The sequence below is a fragment of the Cyclobacterium salsum genome, from assembly GCF_010119245.1.
Classification (GTDB): Bacteria; Bacteroidota; Bacteroidia; order Cytophagales; family Cyclobacteriaceae; genus Cyclobacterium; species Cyclobacterium salsum.
Window position 1 is genome coordinate 417733 of record NZ_WNKG01000003.1, and the last position, 19732, is coordinate 437464.

Here is a 19732-nt window from a genome sequence, read left to right on the forward strand (position 1 = left end):
TATGAAAAATAAATACTTCGACATTCATGCGCCGGTATTTTGGCCTTCGGTAGCTTTGATCATCTTGTTTATAACGGTCACGCTTTGGGTGGGAGAACCCATGGAATTGATCTTTGCCTCCAGTAAGGCCTTTATTACAGATAAGACTGGCTGGATTTTTATTATCGCAGTAAATGCCTTTATAGTCTTCTGTTTTTACCTCGGATTTAGCAAGTTTGGATCCATTCGTCTGGGAGGCAAGGAAGCCCAACCGGAATTTTCTACAGGAGCCTGGTTTGCCATGCTTTTCAGTGCCGGTATGGGTATCGGGCTTTTATTTTGGGGGGTAGCCGAGCCGGTTTACCATTACGCTATTCCGCCATATGGGGAGGCTTATTCACTGGAAGCCGCCAAAAGGGCAATGAATCTCACCTTCTTGCATTGGGGCTTCCATGCATGGGCCATTTACGCCGTGGTGGGCCTATCGTTGGCCTTCTTTGCCTATAACCGAAAGTTACCTCTCACCATTCGTTCTGTGTTTTACCCCTTGTTGGGAGAAAGGATGAACGGATGGATGGGCAACGTTATTGATGTTCTGGCCGTACTGGCCACGCTTTTTGGTCTGGCTACTTCTCTGGGACTGGGCGTACAACAGATCAGCGGTGGCTTATTTTACCTTTTCGATATTCCCAATACCATTACTACGCAGGTGTTGCTGATCGCAGGAATTACCTTGGTGGCTACTATTTCGGTGGTTTCGGGTATCGACAAAGGAGTGAAATTTCTTAGTCAGTGGAACGTCCGAATAGCAGCGATTTTACTGATTTTTGTTTTGATTATGGGACCTACATTGTTTGTCTTTCGTTCGTTTGTCCAGAATATGGGCAACTATTTGGGAAGCATATTGGAAGTATCTACCTGGACGGAAGCCTATCGGGATAATGGCTGGCAAGGGGATTGGACCGTGTTTTATTGGGCCTGGTGGATTTCCTGGTCTCCTTTTGTTGGCATGTTCATCGCCCGGGTTTCCCGAGGCCGGACGATTCGTGAATTTATTTTTGGGGTATTGCTAGTCCCTTCTTTATTGACCTTTTTATGGCTTACGGCGATGGGTGGAACGGCGATTTTTCTGGACATGCAGGAACAAGTGCTCTCTGGGAGTCATATCTTAGCGGAAACCATTACGGGGGATGTTTCGATCGCCATGTTTGTTTTTCTTGAAAATTTCCCGTTTAGTGGAATCGGTTCTGTTATTGGCATTTTATTGGTAACCAGTTTTTTCGTTACCTCTTCTGATTCTGGATCCCTGGTGATAGACAGCATTACTGCGGGAGGTAAACTGGATGCTCCGGTGGGACAACGAATTTTCTGGGCTACGACGGAGGGAACGGTGGCTGCGGTATTGCTTATTGGAGGCGGGCTGACGGCCCTTCAAACCGCCGCGATCACTACGGGTTTACCGTTTTTGCTAATATTGGTTATCATGTGTTATTCTTTACAAAAGGGGTTGAGTCAGGAATATGCCCGTCTCAGCCAGTATGATAAAGATTTGGATCGTAAGTCTTACGAAAAAAGGTTGTCGGATGTGATTATGAAGAAACTGGAAAAAGAAAAGAAGTCATGAAAAAACTAAAGAAAATAGGGTTGTTTATTGACCTGTCGGATCTGGATGAACTGCTGTTGCAATACATCCAGCAACTGGATGAAAAATTTGATTTTGAGCAGCTGACCTTGATTCATTTTGTCGCTCTGGAAGAAATCTCCAAAGAAATAGGGGATATGTTGCCTTATTTGGATAAATCGTTGGATGAAATCCTGGAAGAGGAGGCCCTGGAAAAAGTAGAAGCCGTCTTCAACGAAAGGAAAAGCAGCATCAACGTCAAAGTCTATTCCGGGGGACAACTGGATCAGTTAGTGGAATGGGTAGATGCCCAGAAATATGACCTGGTGTTATTGGGAAAAAAATCGGTACATGGCGGGACAGGTATATTTAGCAGTAAGGTGGTTCGGCTAACGTCCTCCAATACCCTTTTTATTCCGGAAACTTCCAAGGCTTCCATTCAAAAAATTGTGTTGCCACTTGATTTCTCAGATTATTCCGAAACCCTGGCTGAAATGGTAAAAACCTTGTCTCAGCATACGGGAGCAATCGTATTGCCAATGCATGTTTTAAAAGTGGGCATGCAGTATTTTCCTTATATTCGTAAACCCTCTGAATTTCAGGAGGCGCTCGAAAAGAAAGCCATTTCAAATTATGCGAAACTTAAGAAGAAAACCGGGTTAGTCGAAGATTTGGAAATAATCAAAGGACAGGACGTACCGGTGAGCAGGAGTATTTATGACTATGCTATACGGAAAGGGGCTGACCTGATCGTGTTGGGAAATAAAGGAAAAACAGATGACGATACCCTTTTAATTGGATCTGTGGCCGAACGTCTGATTGCTTCGGATAAGCATTTACCAGTTCTGATTGTTAAATAAAAGTACAGTTTGCAGAATAGTTTTATAATTTTGTATTGCAATTGAATTTTCACTTTGAAATGGACTTATGCAAGCCGATATAAAAATAGCTGTGCTGATAGATGCAGACAACGTTCCTTCCAATCAGGTAAAAGAGATGATGGAAGAAGTGGCCAAGTATGGTAATCCCACCATCAAACGAATTTATGGGGACTGGACCAAGCCACAGTTGGGAAAGTGGAAGACTGTATTACTCGAAAATGCCATCAATCCCATCCAGCAATATGGCTATACTTCTGGCAAAAATGCCACTGATTCGGCCATGATCATAGATGCCATGGATATTCTCTACACCTCAAGAGTGGATGGGTTTTGTTTGGTGTCGAGTGACAGCGATTTTACCAAGCTGGCCACCAGACTCAGAGAGGCCGGATTAATGGTGATCGGGATGGGGGAGAAGAAAACGCCCGATCCGTTTATTGTCGCCTGCGATAAATTCATTTACCTGGAAATTTTACAAAAAGATGGGGATGGTCCGGAGGACAATAAGGAAAGAACCAAGTCCAGGCCCCAGGTCGACAAAATCAATCCAAAGCTTATCCGGCTGATTTCTTCTACCATTTCAGATTTGGCCGATGATGATGGTTGGGCATTTATGGGAGACGTGGGCAATCTGCTGCAAAAAAAACAACCCAATTTTGATTCCAGAAATTATGGTTTCCAGAAGTTAACACCCCTGATCGGATCCATAAACAAATTCGAAGTCGAGCAGCGGGAAAACCAAAAAGGTAAGTATAAATTAATATATGTGAGAAATAAGGTATAGGTTAATTATTGAGGATCAATTTTGGGGATGGTAAAGAAAAAGGAGGTACCCAGGCCTTCGCGTGATTCCAACCAGACTTCTCCCCCCAGATTTTCGATGATTTTTTTGACAATGGCTAATCCCATACCGGTTCCCTGATACTTATCCTTTTGATGAAGCCGCTGAAATAAGACGAATATTTTCTGAAAATAATCCGGGTGAATACCGATCCCGTTGTCAGTTACCTTGAAAAGCCATTTGCTCCCCTGATCCTCGCAGCTTAGGTGAATTTTGGGAGGGACATCTTTCTTGGAATACTTGAGTGCGTTACCCATGAGGTTTTGAATCACAAGCGAAAGAAAGCTGGAGTGGCTGGTTATTTTGGGTAGCGACCCATGCGTAATTTCCGCCTTAAGAGTCTCAATTTCCTCCGCCAGTGTGGTTTTGGCCTCCTCCCACAAAACGCTCATATCCACTTCATGAGCGGGGTCCTGAATGGATTGGATCCGGGAGTATTTGAGGAGGTCCAGGATCAATTGCCTCATTCGATTAGCACCATCCACTGCGTGCATGATATAGGATTTCCCTTTTTCATCGATCAGGTTTGCGTAGCGCTTTTCTATTAATTGCAGAAAACCGGTCACCATTCGTAAAGGCTCTTGCAAGTCATGGGAAGCCACGTAGGTGAAGTGTTCCAGTTCTTCGTTTTTCGATTCTACTTCCGCCAGGGATCGCTTTAAGGCATTTTTTTGCTGTTCTAGCTCTTCCCGGAGTGAATACTGCTCTTCCAAACTTGTCTGAAGCCCCTTGAAAAGGATGGGAATCAGTACGATAAAAACGACGTTTAAAAAAATCAGGTTGGTGAATATAGCGACCCACGTTTTTATATCTACCGACGCAGCGTACTGCGATTGAAACGGGTTACCTGCCTGAATTAGCCAACCAAAAACCAGACAACTGGCCATATTTAAATACAAACTTACCCAGCGGCTTTTCCCCGGTAAAACCAGGACCATAAAAACCGAAATGGCAAGTAAGTACAGCAGGCCTGGTCCGAAATTACCTAAATAGTAAATCAGTACAATCCCTATACCGTAAGTGATGCCTATAAAAAGCCACTTTCGGATGACAAGCCGAATACCCGGAAGATGGGTTATAAGCAGTAGCCCAGCAATGGCAACTCCGTCAACTACAATTAAACCATTAAGTGAGGTAATATACGAAAGGTATACACCAGGTATCAGCGTGATGAGGCACAGGGGGATGATGAAAAGAAGTGTAGTGACAAACAGGTAGTCTCTCCAGTAGTTGAGGGGGTCTTTGATTTTTCCGGCTTCCAGACAGGTACTGAAAACATGATGCCGGTATTTTTTCCATGCCCTTCCAACCAAACCTTCGCCGACGGTACGCCCCTTTTCCATTGATAATACAGCTGTGTAACAAAATAAAAATAACTAAAAATGACTTTTAGATACTTTTCAAAAGTAACCAATATTTTTCACAACTCTTACTTCTTTTACTTATGGGTATATGGAGGGACTTTAATCGGTAACTTCTATTTTTTTTCCTGGGTTGGAAGGTAAATTGGTAGTGAAGTATGTGGAGTCATTCAAAAGATGCATCATTTTTGTACCTTTCAGTAAAAACAAGGTTTTGAAAAGTAACATTGGAAATACCTCTCTTCTGCTGGCGATTGTTGGGTTTATAGCCCTGGAGGTAGGCATCCATGGCGGCTGGCTGGAGGGGGCTTTTTGGCGTATTTTAGCTACGGGGTTTGAAGCAGGGACCATTGGAGGGTTGGCTGATTGGTTTGCCGTCAGCGCACTTTTCTACGAGATCCCCATCCCATTTGTTCGTAAGCATACCAATATCATCGTCAAAAACAGAGAAAAGTTAACCGAAGGAATCGTGGAATTGGTCACGACCAAATGGTTATCGCCTGAGGTTCTTCGGGAAAAACTGGCAGGACTATCCATAGCTGATTCCTTGCTTCGATCTATGGAGGAAAAAGCGCAGGTAGAAAAGTGGTTGAATTTTATACGGTTGGTGCTTGTGCGATTAACAGGGGAGTTAAACCATCCGAAGCTTCCGGTTTTTTTGCAAAAAGTGCTTAAAGACCGGGTGCAACAAGTGGATATTGCCGGGCCTTTGGGCCGTTGGCTACAAGCGACGATCAGAGAAAAAAAGCATCATGGCCTGGTCCAAATGGCACTGGATCAATTTTCCCTGTCGATTCAGGAGCCGGACACCCGGCAATTAGTGCTTCAAAAATTACACGCCGCCCTCAAGCAATACGCGGAAAAAGATTGGGTAAAAAAATCGGCCGTTTGGCTGGGACAAAAAACCGGCGGGATAGATCCCGAAGTGCTTACCGATCGGATTCTTGATTTGGCACTGCTCCTGCTGGAAGAAGTAAAAAATGACCCCTCCCATCCGCTTCGGGAAAAACTGGACCAGTACCTGCTGGAATTTGCCAACAATCTAGAGAAAGGGGAAGAAAAAACCCTTGCGTATTTGGAAAGGTTGAAACAAAGCTGGGTACTGAATGAACAAACCAAAGCCATGATCCAGCAGGTGCTGGACCGGTTGAAAGACGGGATGCAGGCGCAACTGCAGCACACGGATACCATCTTAATGCAGCTTATTCATCGGCAATTGACTCGCTTACTAGATGATCTGCGCCAGGACAAGGAGGGAAGGGCTCAATTGGATGAATGGATCAGGTCCACCGTGACGCAACTGGTCAATCGGTACCATCATGAACTGGGAAATATGGTCCGAAGCAGCCTGGGCAAATTGGATGACAAGGGCATCATGCTTCAGATTAAGCATAAGGTTGGAAATGACTTGCAATACATTCGGTTAAATGGAGCAGTGGTGGGAGGCCTGGTTGGAATAGCCATTGCCTTGATTCGTTGGTTTCTACTATGATGAGATAGATATCAAGCAAAATGGGGCGATAGAGTCGCCCCCTAACTTGTCTGGGGGCTATTTCAGGGCGGGTATTTTAATACTTGCCAAAAAGCCCTATTTTTAGTAGCTTCATAGGTGATTTTTATACCCCTACAATATCCGGATTATGAGTCAGACCATTGCAAAAATTTTGGAAGTGCCCCCGCAGGCGGTTCTAGATGAAATTCGGGAGCTAAATCAGTTGCTGGATCATGAGCTCCCCTTCAAAAAACTAGATCACAATATATTGATAGCTACCTGGAATATCCGGACTTTTGGCGGGTTAACGGAAAAATGGGAAGCGGGAGATAGTGATTCTCCCAAACGGGACCTGCATTCCCTTTTGGCCATCTCTCAAATTATTTCCAGATTTGATATTATTGCGGTCCAAGAACTCAAAGGAAATCTTAAGGCTTTCCGTCACATGTTGAAGCTATTGGGAAATAACTGGAGTTTTATCCTTACAGATGTTTCCGGAGGCGACCTCGGTAACGATGAAAGGCTCGCTTTTTTGTTTGATACCCGCAAAGTGAAACTTTCAGGGCTGGCATGTGAACTGGTGGTTCCCAACGAAAAAATTGAGGCAATCAAACCAGGTGCTTTTTCCAGGCAATTTGCCCGAACGCCCTATGCCGTGGGATTCAAAGTGGAAGATAAAACCTTTGTATTGGTGAGCATGCACGTGTTGTATGGAAAATCTCCGACCGACCGGGAGGGTGAATTGGAGGCTATAGCAGCGTGGTTGAAAGCTTGGGCAAGTGATATGCGGTCGTTTGACCAAAGCCTGGTACTATTAGGTGATTTCAATATTGATCGAAAAGGAGATCCGCGATATGAAGCTTTTGTGTCTACCGGGCTTACCGTGCCGGAGGACTTGTGGCATATTCGCCGAACATTGATAGACAATTCGACTAAATTTTACACCCAAATTGCCTGGTTTGAAAATCACCTTCGGATTCCGCAACTTTCCATTAAATACCTTAACGGAGGCGTTTTTGATTTTGGACCTCATTTGTTAAAAAGCAGGCATTTATCTCCCTTCCAGATGTCCTGGAGAATTTCAGATCATTTGCCACTTTGGGCGGAGTTTTCGACCAAAAGCTGATTTTTTGATAAGTTTCGATATCTTTACATAGAACTAACATTTTTAATTTATGCATTTTAGGTATTTCATTTTAGGTATTGTATTCCTGTGCATGGCATGTGGACAAAAGCCTTCGAAGGAGCCAAATTCGCTTAAAATAAACCACCTTCAATTAATTGGAAGTCATAACAGCTATAAACTTCCGATACCACCCAAAATTATGGAGGCAATTGAATCGAGCGACCCGGATCTGGCCACCAGCCTGGATTATAGTCATCCATCGGTTTGGGAGCAATTGTCGATGGGGTTGCGGTTACTGGAACTGGATGTTTTCCGGGATCCGGAGGGCGGTCGTTTTAGTGAACCATTAGGTCAGGCCTATATGGAGGAAGCGGTAATGGATTCAGCAAGGAAAGCTGCTTTTGAGCAACCGGGTTTTAAGGTATTTCATGTGCAGGACATTGATTTTAGAAGCCATTATCCCTTATTGGAGGATTATCTGACGGAATTGAAAACCTGGTCCTCCTTGCACCCCGATCATTTACCGGTTTTTATAACGGTCAATGCCAAAGATGCCAATTATCCAGAACGGCAAATGACAGCGGCGCTGCCGTTTGGAAATAATGCGTTTCTTGAACTGGACGAATTGATTCGGCAGGTATTAGGGGAGGAGAAGTTGATCATCCCGAAGGAAATCATCGGCACCCATGCCGATCTGAAAACAGCCATTGCAGAATCAGGCTGGCCCGATATTCAGGACTTGAGGGGTAAATTCATTTGGATTTTGGATGAGAAGGGAGAGAAGTTAGATGCTTATTTGTCCCGGAGGGAAGGAAGCAGGGAACCACTTTTTTTCGTTAACGTTCCTGAAACGCATCCGATGGCCGGAATTCATATTCTCAATGATCCCATCGGCCAGCAAGAAGCAATAAAAGCGTTGGTTGAAAAGGGGTATTTGGTCAGAACGAGAGCAGATGCTGAGACCCGAGAGGCCAGGGCAAATGATAGGAAACGGATGGAAGCCGCATTTGAGAGTGGTGCCCAGCTAATCAGCACGGATTACTACCGGCCAGATCCCCGTTTTGAGGGAGGATACCAGGTAATATTTCCAGATGACTCGTACCAACGGATAAACCCATTTTTTTCTAGGGATAAAAAGCTATCGGAGGTATTGGAGGAACCAAATGACCAGGTCATAGCACTCGGTCCGCAGACCTTTCAGTATGCCTCCCAGCGAGAAAAGCCGCTGTTGCTGGATGTGCGCACACAGGCAGAAGTGGATGAAGGTATGATTACAGGGGCTGCGCACATTGATTTTATGCAGGCCGACTTTTCCCAGAGAATCGAAAAACTGGAAAAAGGGCAGCCCGTTTTTGTCTATTGCAAGGTAGGAGGGAGGAGTTCCAAGGCGGCCGAACAGATGAGAGAAATGGGTTTTGAAAAGGTATATCACCTAGAGGGGGGACTTGATGAATGGAAAGCATTGGGCCTTCCGGTATCCCGTTAAACTCGTATTGAATGAAATCAATAGTTAATTTTGAAAAATCGGTATGAAACTAAATATAGTTAAAGAGGATCCCTGGTTAGAAGATTACAAGGAGGAGATTTATCAGCGATGGATTCGGTTTCAATTGGCTAAAGAGGAATTGGTAAACGTGGAAGGAAGTCTTTCTGAATTTGCCAGCGGTCACCTGTATTTTGGAATCAACTTTGATACGAGGCGACATGGTTGGGTGTATCGGGAATGGGCACCGGAGGCTGACGCACTTTTCCTTACGGGTGACTTCAATGGCTGGGATCGGAATGCTCATCCCCTGGAAAGAAATCAATGGGGCGTATGGGAGCTATTTTTACCTTTTGAATCCTACAAAGAGAAGCTTGTTCATAAAGGCCTGGTAAAGGTTCATGTGAAAGGAGGGGGCAAGTCCAGGGACCGGATTCCTGCCTATATCCGAAGGGTAATTCAGGATGAACAGACCAAAGATTTTTCCGGACAACTTTGGTTTCCGGATACTCCTTTTGTATGGACAGATAGTGATTTTTCCCCGGCTTATAATCGAGAGGGGCCGCTTATTTACGAATGTCACGTAGGGATGGGGCAGGAGAAGGAAGGAGTGGGCACTTATAGAGAGTTTGCCGATGTCATATTACCCAAAGTAAAAAAGTTAGGATACAATGCCATTCAGCTTATGGCGGTCATGGAGCATCCCTATTACGGTTCTTTCGGGTACCATGTTTCCAATTTTTTCTGCCCTTCCAGCCGGTTCGGCACCCCAGAAGATTTAAAATACCTGGTAAATACCGCCCACAACCTGGGAATTGCGGTAATCATGGATGTGGTTCACTCCCACGCAGTCCAAAATGTGTCGGAAGGCTTAAACGAATTTGACGGTTCGGATCATCAATATTTTCATGCAGGTCCCAGGGGATATCATGACGTTTGGGACTCCAAATTATTTGACTATGGTAAGTGGGAAGTGAAACGATTTTTGTTGTCAAGTCTAAAATATTGGCTGCAGGAATTTCATTTCGACGGGTTTCGTTTTGACGGGGTTACGTCCATGCTCTACTTTCATCATGGTCTGATTACCTTCGATCATTTCGAAAAATACTTTCACAAGGATGTAGATTGGGACGCCATCATTTACCTGCAGCTGGCCAACGCCTTAATAAAGGAAGTCAAAGGCAGTGCCATTTCCATTGCTGAAGAGGTGAGCGGAATGCCCGGTGTATGCCGTCAGCCGGAAGAGGGAGGCATTGGGTTTGATTATCGGATGGCCATGGGCATTCCTGATTTTTACATCCGAATGCTTAAGGAAAAAAGAGACGAAGACTGGGATATTCTGGAATTCTGGAAAGAGCTCAGTGATCGCAGGTATCGGGAAAAAACAATCGCCTATGCCGAATCACATGATCAGGCGCTGGTAGGAGATAAATCGATCGCCTTCTGGCTCATGGACAAGGAAATGTATTTTCACATGCAGGTCGATGATAAAAATATCGTTATTGACCGGGGGATGGCCTTGCACAAGCTTTTTCGCTTATTCACCAGCAGCCTGGGAGGAGAGGGATACCTTAATTTTATGGGCAATGAATTTGGCCATCCTGAATGGATCGATTTTCCCAGGGAGGGAAATAACTGGAGTTACCAGTATGCCCGTAGGCAATGGAGTTTGGCGGAAAACCCCAAACTCAGGTATCCGTTTTTGCTTCAATGGGACAAAGCGATGATTCAGCTAATCAAAAAACACAAGGTTTTGTTAGCCCCATTTGCAGAACAATTGCATGCAGACCCTAAAAATAAGGTTTTGATTTTTCAGCGGGACGAATTGGTTTTTGCTTTTTCGTTTCATCCGGAAGCCTCCATTCCGGATTACCATTTCCGGGCTCCGGCAATGGGACAATATCAATTGATGCTCAATTCCGACGACCTGGAATTTGGAGGGTTTGGTAGGATTGATTCTTCCAAGACCTATTTTACCAATCAAAACCAGCAATTGAGCATCTATATGACCAACCGAACGGCTCTGGTCTTTAAACGAATTGATTGAAAACATCCAATTATTATTTGGATGAAATCCATAAAAACCGGAAATTAAGAAATAAGCATTGGTGTTTATTCTTATTTGCTTAATATTACGGTTAAATCGTTGAATACTAGCCAATGGCCATGAACGTCGTGATTGCAGGTGCAGGGGATATGGGATATCACTTAGCCGAACAGCTTAGCTACGAAAATAAGAACATTATTCTGATAGATCTTGACAAAGATGTTTTAGACAATATAGGCTCTCGATTAGATGTAATGACGGTAGAAGGAGATTCCGCCTCCATTGAAATATTGAAAAAAGCCAATATCCACAATGCGGAACTCATGCTGGCAGTTACTACCTCCGAGAAAACGAATATATGTGCAGCCGTGCTGGCCAAACAACTAGGGGCCAAAAAAGTGATCGCCAGGGTTCGGAATCACGATTACCTCTACCCTGAAAACAAAGTTTACTTTGAAAACCTGGGAATTGATTCCATAATTTCGCCCTCCATGCTTTGCAGTAAGGAGATTTCACGCCTCATGAAACGATCTACCTTTTCGGATGTGATCGAATTTGAAGGCGGGAAATTAAGTGTGGTGGGAATCACCCTGGAATACGATTCTCCCCTGGTAAACAAAAAGCTATCAGATGCCACCACCGACCCCATTTTTGAAGACATTCGGATCATCGCAATCGTCCGGGATCACCGGACCATCATTCCTCGGGGAGATACCTATATCCGAAATAACGACCATGTTTTTTTTATTTCCAATAACAAGTCCGTCGATACCGTCAAAAATCTGGTACGGCACAAAGAGAAGGAAATCCATAGTGTCATGTTAATCGGAGGAGATGATTTGGCCTACTCTACGGCGAAAGAGTTGGAAAACGAATACGGTGTCACCCTTGTGCATAACGAGAAAGAGCGCTGTAAATGGCTGGCGGAACGGCTGGATTCCACCTTGGTCATCCATGGAGATTATAAAAATATCAACCTGCTCATAGAAGAAGGGCTGGAAACGACAGATAGTTTTTTGGCACTAACAAGTAGTTCGGAGACCAATATCATCACCAGTCTGAGTGCAAAAAACCATGGTGTCTATAAAACCATCGCTCATGTGGACACCAGGGAATACATTCACATTTCTCACAGTATTGGCGTGGATTCTCTGATTAATAAAAAGCTGGTAGCTGCCAACCACGTGAGTCGATACCTGACCAAAGGAAAGGTGGAAGCCGTTTCAGGCATCCATGGGGTAGAGGCGGAATTTGTGCAATACCGGGTAACCAAAAATAACCGACTGACTAAGAAAAATCTAAAAGCCCTGCATTTTCCAAATTCGGCCATTGTTGCCGGAGTTATCCGCGGAGAGGATGTGTATATACCTGATGGAGAATTCCAGTTGAAGTTAAACGACAAAGCCATTGTTTTGGCACTTCCGGAGGCCAAACCCATTCTGGAAAAACTATTTAATTAATCATGATTCACTACAAGGCCATTTTAAAAGTAATGGGAGGGCTGATGATGCTTCTGGGTGTCCTGATGTTTCCCAGTATCGCCTTTTCTTATTATTACCAAAGTGGTGATGGGATTACCTTAATTGGTTCGGCGTTGATTTGTTTGGCGGTAGGCGGTACTTTTTTTTACTCTTTTGCCAATCAGGACCAAAATATCCGCAAACGGGAAGGGTACATGATCGTAGCGATGAGTTGGATGATCATGTCGGTGTTTGGGATGATGCCCTACATTTTTAGCGGAAGTATCCCGGTGGTTACCGATGCCATTTTTGAAACCGTGTCCGGTTTTACCACTACCGGTGCCTCCATCCTTACCGATATAGAGCGTCTCCCGGCGGGAATTTTGCTTTGGAGAAGCATGACCCAATGGATAGGTGGCTTGGGGATCATTGTATTGACGGTAGCCATCTTTCCGCTATTGGGTATCGGGGGGATTGAGCTATTTGTAGCGGAATCTCCGGGACCGACATCAGATAAGGTGCATCCTCGAATTCGGGAAACTGCCAAACGCCTTTGGTTCATTTACGTAGGATTGACCATTGTGCTGGTAGCCTTGTATTACCTGGAAGGCATGAGCTTCTTCGATGCCATGAATCATTCCCTGACCACCATGTCTACCGGTGGCTTTTCGACCAAGAATGCCAGCATGGCCTATTTTGACAGCCCGCTTATACAGTACACAGCCATTCTATTTATGTTTCTGGCAGGGACCAATTTCACGCTGCTTTATTTCGCCTTTAAAGGCAGGTTTAGCAGGATTTGGGCCAGTGATGAATTCAGAGCTTATTTAATCTCATTGAGCGTATTGGTTGTCGGCATCGCCATGGCCATCTATTACCTGGTGCCGGGAAATATAGAGAAAATATTTCGGGATGCCATGTTTCAGGTGGTTTCCCTTACTACCACAACCGGCTATGTAACAGCAGATTATACCTCCTACAGCAACGGCCTGACCATTATCTTCTTTATGATGCTATTTATGGGGGCCTGCGCCGGATCCACCAGCGGCAGTATCAAATTTATTCGCCACCTGACGTTTGTAAAAAATTCTAGCCTTGAATTCAAGCGGATTGTTCACCCCCGTGCCGTGGTTCCGCTAAAGATCAATGGTGAGCGCGTAACTGGTAAAATCATTACCCACATTATGAATTTTCTCCTTCTGTACCTGATGATTTTTGTGTTGGGATCAATCGTAATGTCCATTGCCGGATACGATATGATTACTTCCTTTGGTGCGGTAGCGACTTCCCTGGGCAACGTAGGACCGGGAATAGGCAGGGTGGGCCCGGTAGATAATTTCGCCTTTCTTTCCCCATTTGCGAAATTATTTCTTAGCTTTTTAATGTTATTGGGTAGACTGGAATTATTTACCATACTGGTCTTATTTTCACCCTATTTCTGGCGTGCCAACTAATTTATATTTTGCCTATGAAACCTATTGTCATCGCTGTTTTTACTGCCCGGGAATTGGGCTTTAAGGGAAATCCAGCAGCTGTACTGCTTTCCAAAAGCAGGCTTTCCGATGAAGAAATGCAGGATCAAGCCCGAAAAATAGGGATGCCCGCCACCTCCTTTATAGTTGAAGATAAAGAGGGGAATTTCTGGGTTCGCTGGTTTGCGCCCGACGAGGAAATCGGACTTTGTGGCCATGGAGCTGCCGCTGCGGGTATTTTCCTATCGAACGAAACGGGCCATGAAAAAGTCTACTTGCAGTATGAGGGCGGCACCATCGGTGTGGAACTGAAAGGAAATACTTTTTTTATGACCTTAGAGGGGATTCCTTTGACAAAAAAAATAGACGTGCCACAGGCGATAAAAGATGGATTGCGTATTCCCATTCTGGAAATGTACGAAACAGAAAACAAACACCTGATTGTAACCGATTCCGAGGTATCGGTGGCTCAAATGAAGCCAGATTTTTCTCGATTGCGGCAATCTTCCATTTTTGGTTATGCGGTGACAGGACCGGGAGATCGGGTAGACTTTGTAAGCCGCACCCTGGTGCCCCATGTGCAGCAACTGGAGGATCATGCCACCGGCTCTTCTCACGCACTCCTGGTTCCTTACTGGGCCGCCAAACTGGCAAAAAGCCGGATGGAATCCTATCAGTTAAGTCCCAGGGGAGGCCGATTTTTTAGCGAATGGAAAGAAGGTAAGGTGGTGCTTTCGGGAAATTTCGAAAAGGAATAGGGATTTAATGACAGGATGTCAGTATAAAGACGTTCGTTTTGACTATTTAAATATTGGATGGGAATATTTCAATTAAATCTTAATTTCATGGTTTTTCCATAGATTTTTTTTTCGCTGGTATAATTATTGCTTTTTTATTTTGCAACGTTTTTTAAATCAACGAGTAACAAAATTTATAAAGCATGGAATACCGGAAGGTTCTCATCAAATATGGTGGGAATGCAATGATAAATGAGGAGTTGAAACTTGCAATCGCCCAAAAAATAAAATCCCTGCAAGATCATGGTAGCCAGGTGATTCTGGTCCATGGTGGTGGCCCATTTATTAACAAATCCCTTGAAGAGGCAGGCATAAAAACACAATTTTTTGACGGTCACAGGCATACCAGCCAGGAGGCACTACGCTGTATCGAAAAAACCCTGAAAGGAGAAGTAAACAGTTCCCTGGTTAACCTGCTTAACAAACAGGGGCTAAAAGCCGTGGGACTGTCCGGAAAGGACGGTCAATTAGCCATCGCTCAAAAAAGGTGGCATCAGGGCAAAAATGAGAAGGGTGAAGCAACCCGACTGGACCTGGGGCAGGTAGGCGATGTAAAAGTAGTCAACTCAAAATTGCCTGAATTACTTCTTGAAAATGGTTTTACACCCGTTGTCACGTGCATTGCATCAGATGAGAATGGCAATGACTTCAATATCAATGGAGACGTATTTGCAGGTAAAATTGCTGCCGCACTGAAAGTAGATGCTTATATCGTGCTTACGGATGTGGATGGGCTGTATTTGGATTTTCCAGATCCGGCTTCCATATTAAATGAAGTGAACGTAAAGGACATGGCCAGTTATTTTGGTACCGTCATCAAAGGGGGAATGATTCCCAAAATCGAATCCTGCCTGGCCGCTGTGGAGGCGGGCGTTAGAAAAGCTGTTATTCTGAACGGTACCCGGCCAGATCAGATTTCAGATTACATCATCAATCATCAATCGATAGGAACAACTATAACTCAATAAACATGCAAATTTCCAACGAGTTTTTATATGAGGAGGACAAAAAATACTATTTACCCACCTTCAAGCGCTTTCCGCTTGCCCTGATTAAAGGTAAAGGAAGTAGGGTATGGGATGCAGATGGAAAAGAATACATAGACATGCTGGCTGGAATAGCCGTAAATAATGTCGGCCACTGTCATCCCAAAGTCGTGAAGGCCATTCAGGATCAGGCAGCTGAATTGATTCATATTTCCAATTTTTTTGTCAGCCCGCCTCAGGTGGCATTAAGCAAGCTTCTAGTGGATCTTAGCCGACTGGAGCACGTCTTTTTAAGTAATAGCGGTGCCGAATCGGTAGAGGGTGCGATAAAAGTAGCCCGAAAATACGCTTCCAAGCAGGGGCGGGGAGGAGAAATCATTTCCATGAAAAATTCCTTCCATGGCAGAACCCTGGCAACCATTGCTACGGGGCAGAAAAAGTACCAAAAGGGATTTGCCCCTATACCGACCGGGTTTGTCCAGGTCGATTTCAATGATATTCAGGCACTTCAGGCCGCCATTACAACGGACACCGCAGCCGTTATCCTCGAGCCCGTACAGGGAGAAGGTGGTATCGTCCCGGCTCAAAAAGAATACTTGCAGGCGGTCAGAAAACTTTGTGATGAAAATGACGTGTTGCTTATTTTCGATGAGATCCAATGTGGAATCGGTAGGACCGGACACTTTTTTGCAAAAGATCATTACGGGGTGCAGCCGGATATAATGACCCTTGCAAAAGGGTTAGGTGGAGGAACCCCCATAGGTGCTTTTCTGTGCAATAAAAAAGTTGGCGATGCCATCGATTTTGGGGATCATGGAACAACCTTCGGTGGAAATCCCCTGACTTCTGCTGCGGCCCTGGCAACGATCAAAGCGATCATGGAGGAAAACCTGATCCAGGCCGCTCGTGAAAAAGGCAATTGGCTTATGGGAATCATCCGATCCTGGTCCAAAGAGCACCCCATGATCCGGGAAGTTCGCGGGCTGGGATTAATGATCGGGGTTCAATTGGATCGTCCGGCGGCAACCCTGGTAAAAGCCCTTATGGACGAAGGAGTCATTGCGAATGCCACTGCCGAATCGGTATTGCGTTTGGTTCCTCCTTTAAATATTCCCGAGGAAGACCTGGTCAAGGTCTTGGATAAATTAAAAGCTATCATCAGTTCGATCGAAAAAAATGAACAATAAAAACTATCAAATAGGCATTATCGGTGCTTCGGGTTATACCGGATCTGAGCTTGCCCGGATTCTGATTAACCACCCTCAAACGAATATTGCTGCGATTACCTCCGAATCCCACAAAGGAAAGAAATTTTCAGACTTACACGGACAATTTTCAGGCATTGTGGATCAGGAGCTGGTAAGTGCAGACGAGTTGGATATAAAAGGGTTGGAGGTATTGTTTTTGGCGCTTCCCCATGGGGTTTCCATGGAGTTTGTTAAGCGGTGGAAGGATTCCGGCATTAAGATCATTGATTTATCCGGTGACTTCAGGCTTTCCAGTCCCGAAACATATGAAGAGTGGTACAAAAAGGATCATACCTTTCCGGAAGGCTTTGATGCGGCGGTTTATGGAATGCCTGAGCTACATGAAGAAGCCATTAAAAAGGCCCGATTGGTAGCCAATCCCGGCTGCTATCCCACCGCTTCCATATTAAGCCTGGCTCCGCTATTTTACTCCGGGCTAGGGATAGATCCCAATGGAGCCATTATCGATGCGAAATCGGGTATCACAGGTGCGGGAGTTAAGGCCAGTAATACCACTCATTTTTCGAATGTGAATGATAATTTCAAGGCCTATGGTATTGGGAGTCACCGACACACCGTTGAAATTCAGGAACAGCTTTCGTTTTTAGTGAAAAAATCGGTTAATTTACAATTTACCCCCCATTTATTACCCGTGGACAGGGGGATATTGGCAACCGCTTACCTGGCATTGGATACGGGAATGACTCAGAAGAAACTGGATGCAATGTATCTGGATTTTTACCGGGACAAGCCTTTCGTCCGAATCAGAAAGGAGGCTCCTTCCATTAAAGATGTACGGGGTAGTAATTATGCGGATATATTTCCATTTTGGGATGCCAGAACAAGCCGGGCAATTATTATTTCCGCCATTGATAACCTGGTAAAGGGTGCTGCCGGACAAGCGGTTCACAACATGAACCTGATGTTGGGATTGGAAGAATCCATGGGCTTGCACCAGGTACCCATGCAACCATAAACGAAACGTTGATATGATCAAAAATATTACCAGTGTAAAAGGAATTAAATGCTGGGGAGCACATTCTGGCATTAAATCCATGCGTAGGGATCTAGCCATTATCTATTCGGAAGTTCCCGCTGCGGCCGCTGCTACTCTTACTCAAAATAAAGTTCAGGCAGAACCGATTAAGGTTACAAAAAGGAATCTTAAAAATAACAGAGCTCAGGTGATCGTCTGTAATGCCGGAAATGCAAACGCCTGTACCGGAGAACAAGGAAGACGAGGGGCAGAAGCCATGGCATCCACCATTGCCGAAGCCCTGGGCATTTCTCCGGATGATGTGATTGTGGCATCTACGGGGCTAATTGGTGAGCCTTTTCCAACAGAAGATGTCATTGAGGGAATTAAAACTACTGTTCCTAAACTATCCGATGATGGCAAAGCAGGCTCCTTTTTAGCCAATGCTATTTTGACCACGGACACCTTTGCCAAAGAAGGATTTGTGGATTTTGAATGGGAAGGCAATACCATCGCCATAGGAGGCGTGGCCAAAGGATCGGGAATGATCCACCCAAATATGGCTACCATGCTTTGTTTTCTGGCTACGGATATTGACATTGAGGAAAAACTGCTACAAAAGACGCTTAAATACTGCGTGGATCGCTCGTTTAATATGATTACCGTGGATGGGGATACCTCTACCAACGATATGGTCGCTATCCTGGCCAACGGGATGGCAGGTAATAAAAAGGTTACAAGCGAAGATGATCCGCTTTTTCTAAAATTCAAAGACAAACTTCAGGAGCTATTGATTCACCTGGCGAAATTGATCGTCTCGGATGGAGAAGGAGCTTCCAAATTTGTAGAATACAAAGTTTCCAAAGCAATTTCAGAAAATGTTGCCATGAAATTGGTGCGGGCCATTTCAGATTCAACGCTGGTAAAAACAGCCATGTTTGGTCGTGATCCCAATTGGGGAAGAATCATCGCTGCCTGCGGGAATGCGGGCATAAACTTCAATTATAAGAAAGCTAATTTATACCTGGGAGATGCGAATAATCAAGTGTTGGTGCTGCAACGAGGTACACCCACTGAATTCGACAAGAACTATATGAAAAAATTGCTTCGGGAATCACATATTAAAATTAATGTGGAACTCAATACTGGAAAACAAGAGGCAACCGGCTGGGGCTCTGATCTCACAACCGATTATGTGATGTTTAATTCGGTATATACGACCTGAAATCGTTTTTTTTCAAAAAAGGCCGGGGGAGCTGGGAATAGTTATTTCCTGCCTCCCCCGGCCTTTTTTATAAGACAGAGGTAGACCTACCTACCCGTCAGAATGTAAGCGGCCCGAATACCCAGTAATCCTAAATGAAAGGGAGAAGGACCGGCATGTTGGTAGCGCAGACTGAGTTCCAAACTTTCCATGGCATATCCCAATTCCGCGGCAAAAGCAAATTCCAACTGGCTTTCGGAATAGGTAGTTGGAGCGTTTTTAAATCGATTGATAAATACAGCTCCTCCCAGTTGGGGTTCCAGAAAAAAAGGCTGAAAATTAAGGCGATACCCGGCCAGTACCGGGATCAGGTGCAAACTGAGATTTTCTCCGGTAGGTAGCGGAGCATCAATGGGGAAATAGAGGTAGTTTCCAGTCAGGGAAAGCTGCCCCGAAGTACTGGCTCCCATAAGGCCTTTTATAGAGCCTCCAAAACCCGCTGGAAATTGATTCTGATAGTAGTCATTCAAGGTGATCCCCGCATCGAATCCCAGGTTAACCTGGACATCTCCCTGCTGGGCCAGGCTTTGCCAGGAAAGGAAAATTAAAAACAGCCCGATGAAAGTGAATTTATGCATGTCCTTAGTATTAGTAGAAATTTAAGTGAATCAAATTCGAAGATAAGAAATAAAAGGAAATTAGTCGTTCTGCTCCAGCAGGTATTGAATGTAGATAATGGCTGAATTCATCGGTAACTCG

16 protein-coding genes are annotated in these 19732 nt (G+C 44.7%); 14 read left to right on the forward strand and 2 right to left on the reverse strand.

Features of this window, described 5'->3' with window-relative positions; genetic code table 11:
- Position 1 precedes the first annotated feature (1 nt).
- The 3 genes from GJS45_RS07115 to GJS45_RS07125 all read left to right on the forward strand — a co-directional run bounded on the left by GJS45_RS07115 (position 2) and on the right by GJS45_RS07125 (position 3265).
- Positions 2 to 1603, forward strand: a complete 1602-nt coding sequence (locus tag GJS45_RS07115) for a BCCT family transporter (protein ID WP_162340770.1) — start codon at positions 2 to 4, stop codon at positions 1601 to 1603.
- The gene (locus tag GJS45_RS07120) at positions 1600 to 2460 is read left to right on the forward strand and encodes a universal stress protein (RefSeq protein ID WP_162340771.1); all 861 of its coding nucleotides are present in this window, start codon (positions 1600 to 1602) and stop codon (positions 2458 to 2460) included. The genes GJS45_RS07115 and GJS45_RS07120 overlap by 4 nt, the downstream gene beginning before the upstream one ends.
- Before the next feature lie 67 nt (positions 2461 to 2527).
- Positions 2528 to 3265: an NYN domain-containing protein gene (locus tag GJS45_RS07125; protein WP_162340772.1), complete on the forward strand. Its 738-nt coding sequence runs from the start codon at positions 2528 to 2530 to the stop codon at positions 3263 to 3265.
- Between the two features lie 5 nt (positions 3266 to 3270).
- Here the strand turns inward: GJS45_RS07125 and GJS45_RS07130 are convergent, their stop codons facing one another.
- Complete coding sequence (locus GJS45_RS07130) at positions 3271 to 4665, reverse strand: sensor histidine kinase (RefSeq protein WP_162340773.1); 1395 nt, start codon at positions 4663 to 4665, stop codon at positions 3271 to 3273.
- A gap of 232 nt (positions 4666 to 4897) precedes the next feature.
- On the opposite strand from GJS45_RS07130, the gene GJS45_RS07135 reads away from it, so the two are divergent.
- From GJS45_RS07135 to argJ, 11 genes are all read left to right on the forward strand, one after another.
- On the forward strand, positions 4898 to 6175 hold the full coding sequence (locus GJS45_RS07135) for a DUF445 domain-containing protein (RefSeq protein ID WP_162340774.1): 1278 nt from the start codon (positions 4898 to 4900) through the stop codon (positions 6173 to 6175).
- 148 nt (positions 6176 to 6323) lie between these two features.
- Positions 6324 to 7301: an endonuclease/exonuclease/phosphatase family protein gene (locus GJS45_RS07140; RefSeq protein ID WP_162340775.1), complete on the forward strand. Its 978-nt coding sequence runs from the start codon at positions 6324 to 6326 to the stop codon at positions 7299 to 7301.
- Between the two features lie 91 nt (positions 7302 to 7392).
- Positions 7393 to 8787, forward strand: coding sequence for a Ca2+-dependent phosphoinositide-specific phospholipase C (locus GJS45_RS07145; RefSeq protein ID WP_235954667.1), 1395 nt, complete (start codon positions 7393 to 7395; stop codon positions 8785 to 8787).
- A gap of 43 nt (positions 8788 to 8830) precedes the next feature.
- Positions 8831 to 10831, forward strand: coding sequence for an alpha-amylase family glycosyl hydrolase (locus GJS45_RS07150; protein ID WP_162340777.1), 2001 nt, complete (start codon positions 8831 to 8833; stop codon positions 10829 to 10831).
- Between the two features lie 113 nt (positions 10832 to 10944).
- A complete protein-coding gene (gene trkA / locus GJS45_RS07155; RefSeq protein ID WP_162340778.1) occupies positions 10945 to 12291 on the forward strand; it encodes a Trk system potassium transporter TrkA in 1347 nt (448 codons plus the stop codon).
- 2 nt (positions 12292 to 12293) lie between these two features.
- Positions 12294 to 13745: a TrkH family potassium uptake protein gene (locus tag GJS45_RS07160; protein ID WP_162340779.1), complete on the forward strand. Its 1452-nt coding sequence runs from the start codon at positions 12294 to 12296 to the stop codon at positions 13743 to 13745.
- Between the two features lie 14 nt (positions 13746 to 13759).
- A complete protein-coding gene (locus GJS45_RS07165; RefSeq protein WP_162340780.1) occupies positions 13760 to 14521 on the forward strand; it encodes a PhzF family phenazine biosynthesis protein in 762 nt (253 codons plus the stop codon).
- A gap of 182 nt (positions 14522 to 14703) precedes the next feature.
- Entirely contained in the window at positions 14704 to 15528 is an 825-nt protein-coding gene (argB, locus tag GJS45_RS07170; RefSeq protein ID WP_162340781.1) for an acetylglutamate kinase, read from the forward strand.
- A 2-nt stretch (positions 15529 to 15530) separates the two neighbouring features.
- The gene (locus GJS45_RS07175) at positions 15531 to 16733 is read left to right on the forward strand and encodes an acetylornithine transaminase (RefSeq protein WP_162340782.1); all 1203 of its coding nucleotides are present in this window, start codon (positions 15531 to 15533) and stop codon (positions 16731 to 16733) included.
- The gene (gene argC, locus GJS45_RS07180; RefSeq protein WP_162340783.1) at positions 16723 to 17769 is read left to right on the forward strand and encodes an N-acetyl-gamma-glutamyl-phosphate reductase; all 1047 of its coding nucleotides are present in this window, start codon (positions 16723 to 16725) and stop codon (positions 17767 to 17769) included. Before GJS45_RS07175 ends, argC begins: the two co-directional genes overlap by 11 nt.
- 13 nt (positions 17770 to 17782) lie before the next feature.
- Positions 17783 to 18994, forward strand: a complete 1212-nt coding sequence (gene argJ / locus GJS45_RS07185) for a bifunctional glutamate N-acetyltransferase/amino-acid acetyltransferase ArgJ (RefSeq protein ID WP_162340784.1) — start codon at positions 17783 to 17785, stop codon at positions 18992 to 18994.
- Positions 18995 to 19080: 86 nt separating this feature from the next.
- Here the strand turns inward: argJ and GJS45_RS07190 are convergent, their stop codons facing one another.
- Positions 19081 to 19611 (reverse strand): porin family protein, encoded by a 531-nt coding sequence (locus GJS45_RS07190; protein WP_162340785.1) that lies wholly within the window; start codon positions 19609 to 19611, stop codon positions 19081 to 19083.
- Between the last annotated feature and the right edge of the window lie 121 nt (positions 19612 to 19732).

What these genes read in the sequence shown, in the direction of transcription:
- GJS45_RS07125 (WP_162340772.1), top strand. Translation starts at nt 2,528, where the DNA reads ATGCAAGCCGATATAAAAATAGCTGTGCTGATAGATGCAGACAACGTT.
- GJS45_RS07190 (WP_162340785.1), bottom strand. Translation starts at nt 19,611, where the DNA reads ATGCATAAATTCACTTTCATCGGGCTGTTTTTAATTTTCCTTTCCTGG.
- GJS45_RS07140 (WP_162340775.1), top strand. Translation starts at nt 6,324, where the DNA reads ATGAGTCAGACCATTGCAAAAATTTTGGAAGTGCCCCCGCAGGCGGTT.
- GJS45_RS07130 (WP_162340773.1), bottom strand. Translation starts at nt 4,665, where the DNA reads ATGGAAAAGGGGCGTACCGTCGGCGAAGGTTTGGTTGGAAGGGCATGG.
- GJS45_RS07120 (WP_162340771.1), top strand. Translation starts at nt 1,600, where the DNA reads ATGAAAAAACTAAAGAAAATAGGGTTGTTTATTGACCTGTCGGATCTG.
- argJ (WP_162340784.1), top strand. Translation starts at nt 17,783, where the DNA reads ATGATCAAAAATATTACCAGTGTAAAAGGAATTAAATGCTGGGGAGCA.
- GJS45_RS07165 (WP_162340780.1), top strand. Translation starts at nt 13,760, where the DNA reads ATGAAACCTATTGTCATCGCTGTTTTTACTGCCCGGGAATTGGGCTTT.
- GJS45_RS07175 (WP_162340782.1), top strand. Translation starts at nt 15,531, where the DNA reads ATGCAAATTTCCAACGAGTTTTTATATGAGGAGGACAAAAAATACTAT.
- GJS45_RS07160 (WP_162340779.1), top strand. Translation starts at nt 12,294, where the DNA reads ATGATTCACTACAAGGCCATTTTAAAAGTAATGGGAGGGCTGATGATG.
- trkA (WP_162340778.1), top strand. Translation starts at nt 10,945, where the DNA reads ATGGCCATGAACGTCGTGATTGCAGGTGCAGGGGATATGGGATATCAC.
- GJS45_RS07115 (WP_162340770.1), top strand. Translation starts at nt 2, where the DNA reads ATGAAAAATAAATACTTCGACATTCATGCGCCGGTATTTTGGCCTTCG.
- GJS45_RS07150 (WP_162340777.1), top strand. Translation starts at nt 8,831, where the DNA reads ATGAAACTAAATATAGTTAAAGAGGATCCCTGGTTAGAAGATTACAAG.
- GJS45_RS07145 (WP_235954667.1), top strand. Translation starts at nt 7,393, where the DNA reads ATGGCATGTGGACAAAAGCCTTCGAAGGAGCCAAATTCGCTTAAAATA.
- argC (WP_162340783.1), top strand. Translation starts at nt 16,723, where the DNA reads ATGAACAATAAAAACTATCAAATAGGCATTATCGGTGCTTCGGGTTAT.
- argB (WP_162340781.1), top strand. Translation starts at nt 14,704, where the DNA reads ATGGAATACCGGAAGGTTCTCATCAAATATGGTGGGAATGCAATGATA.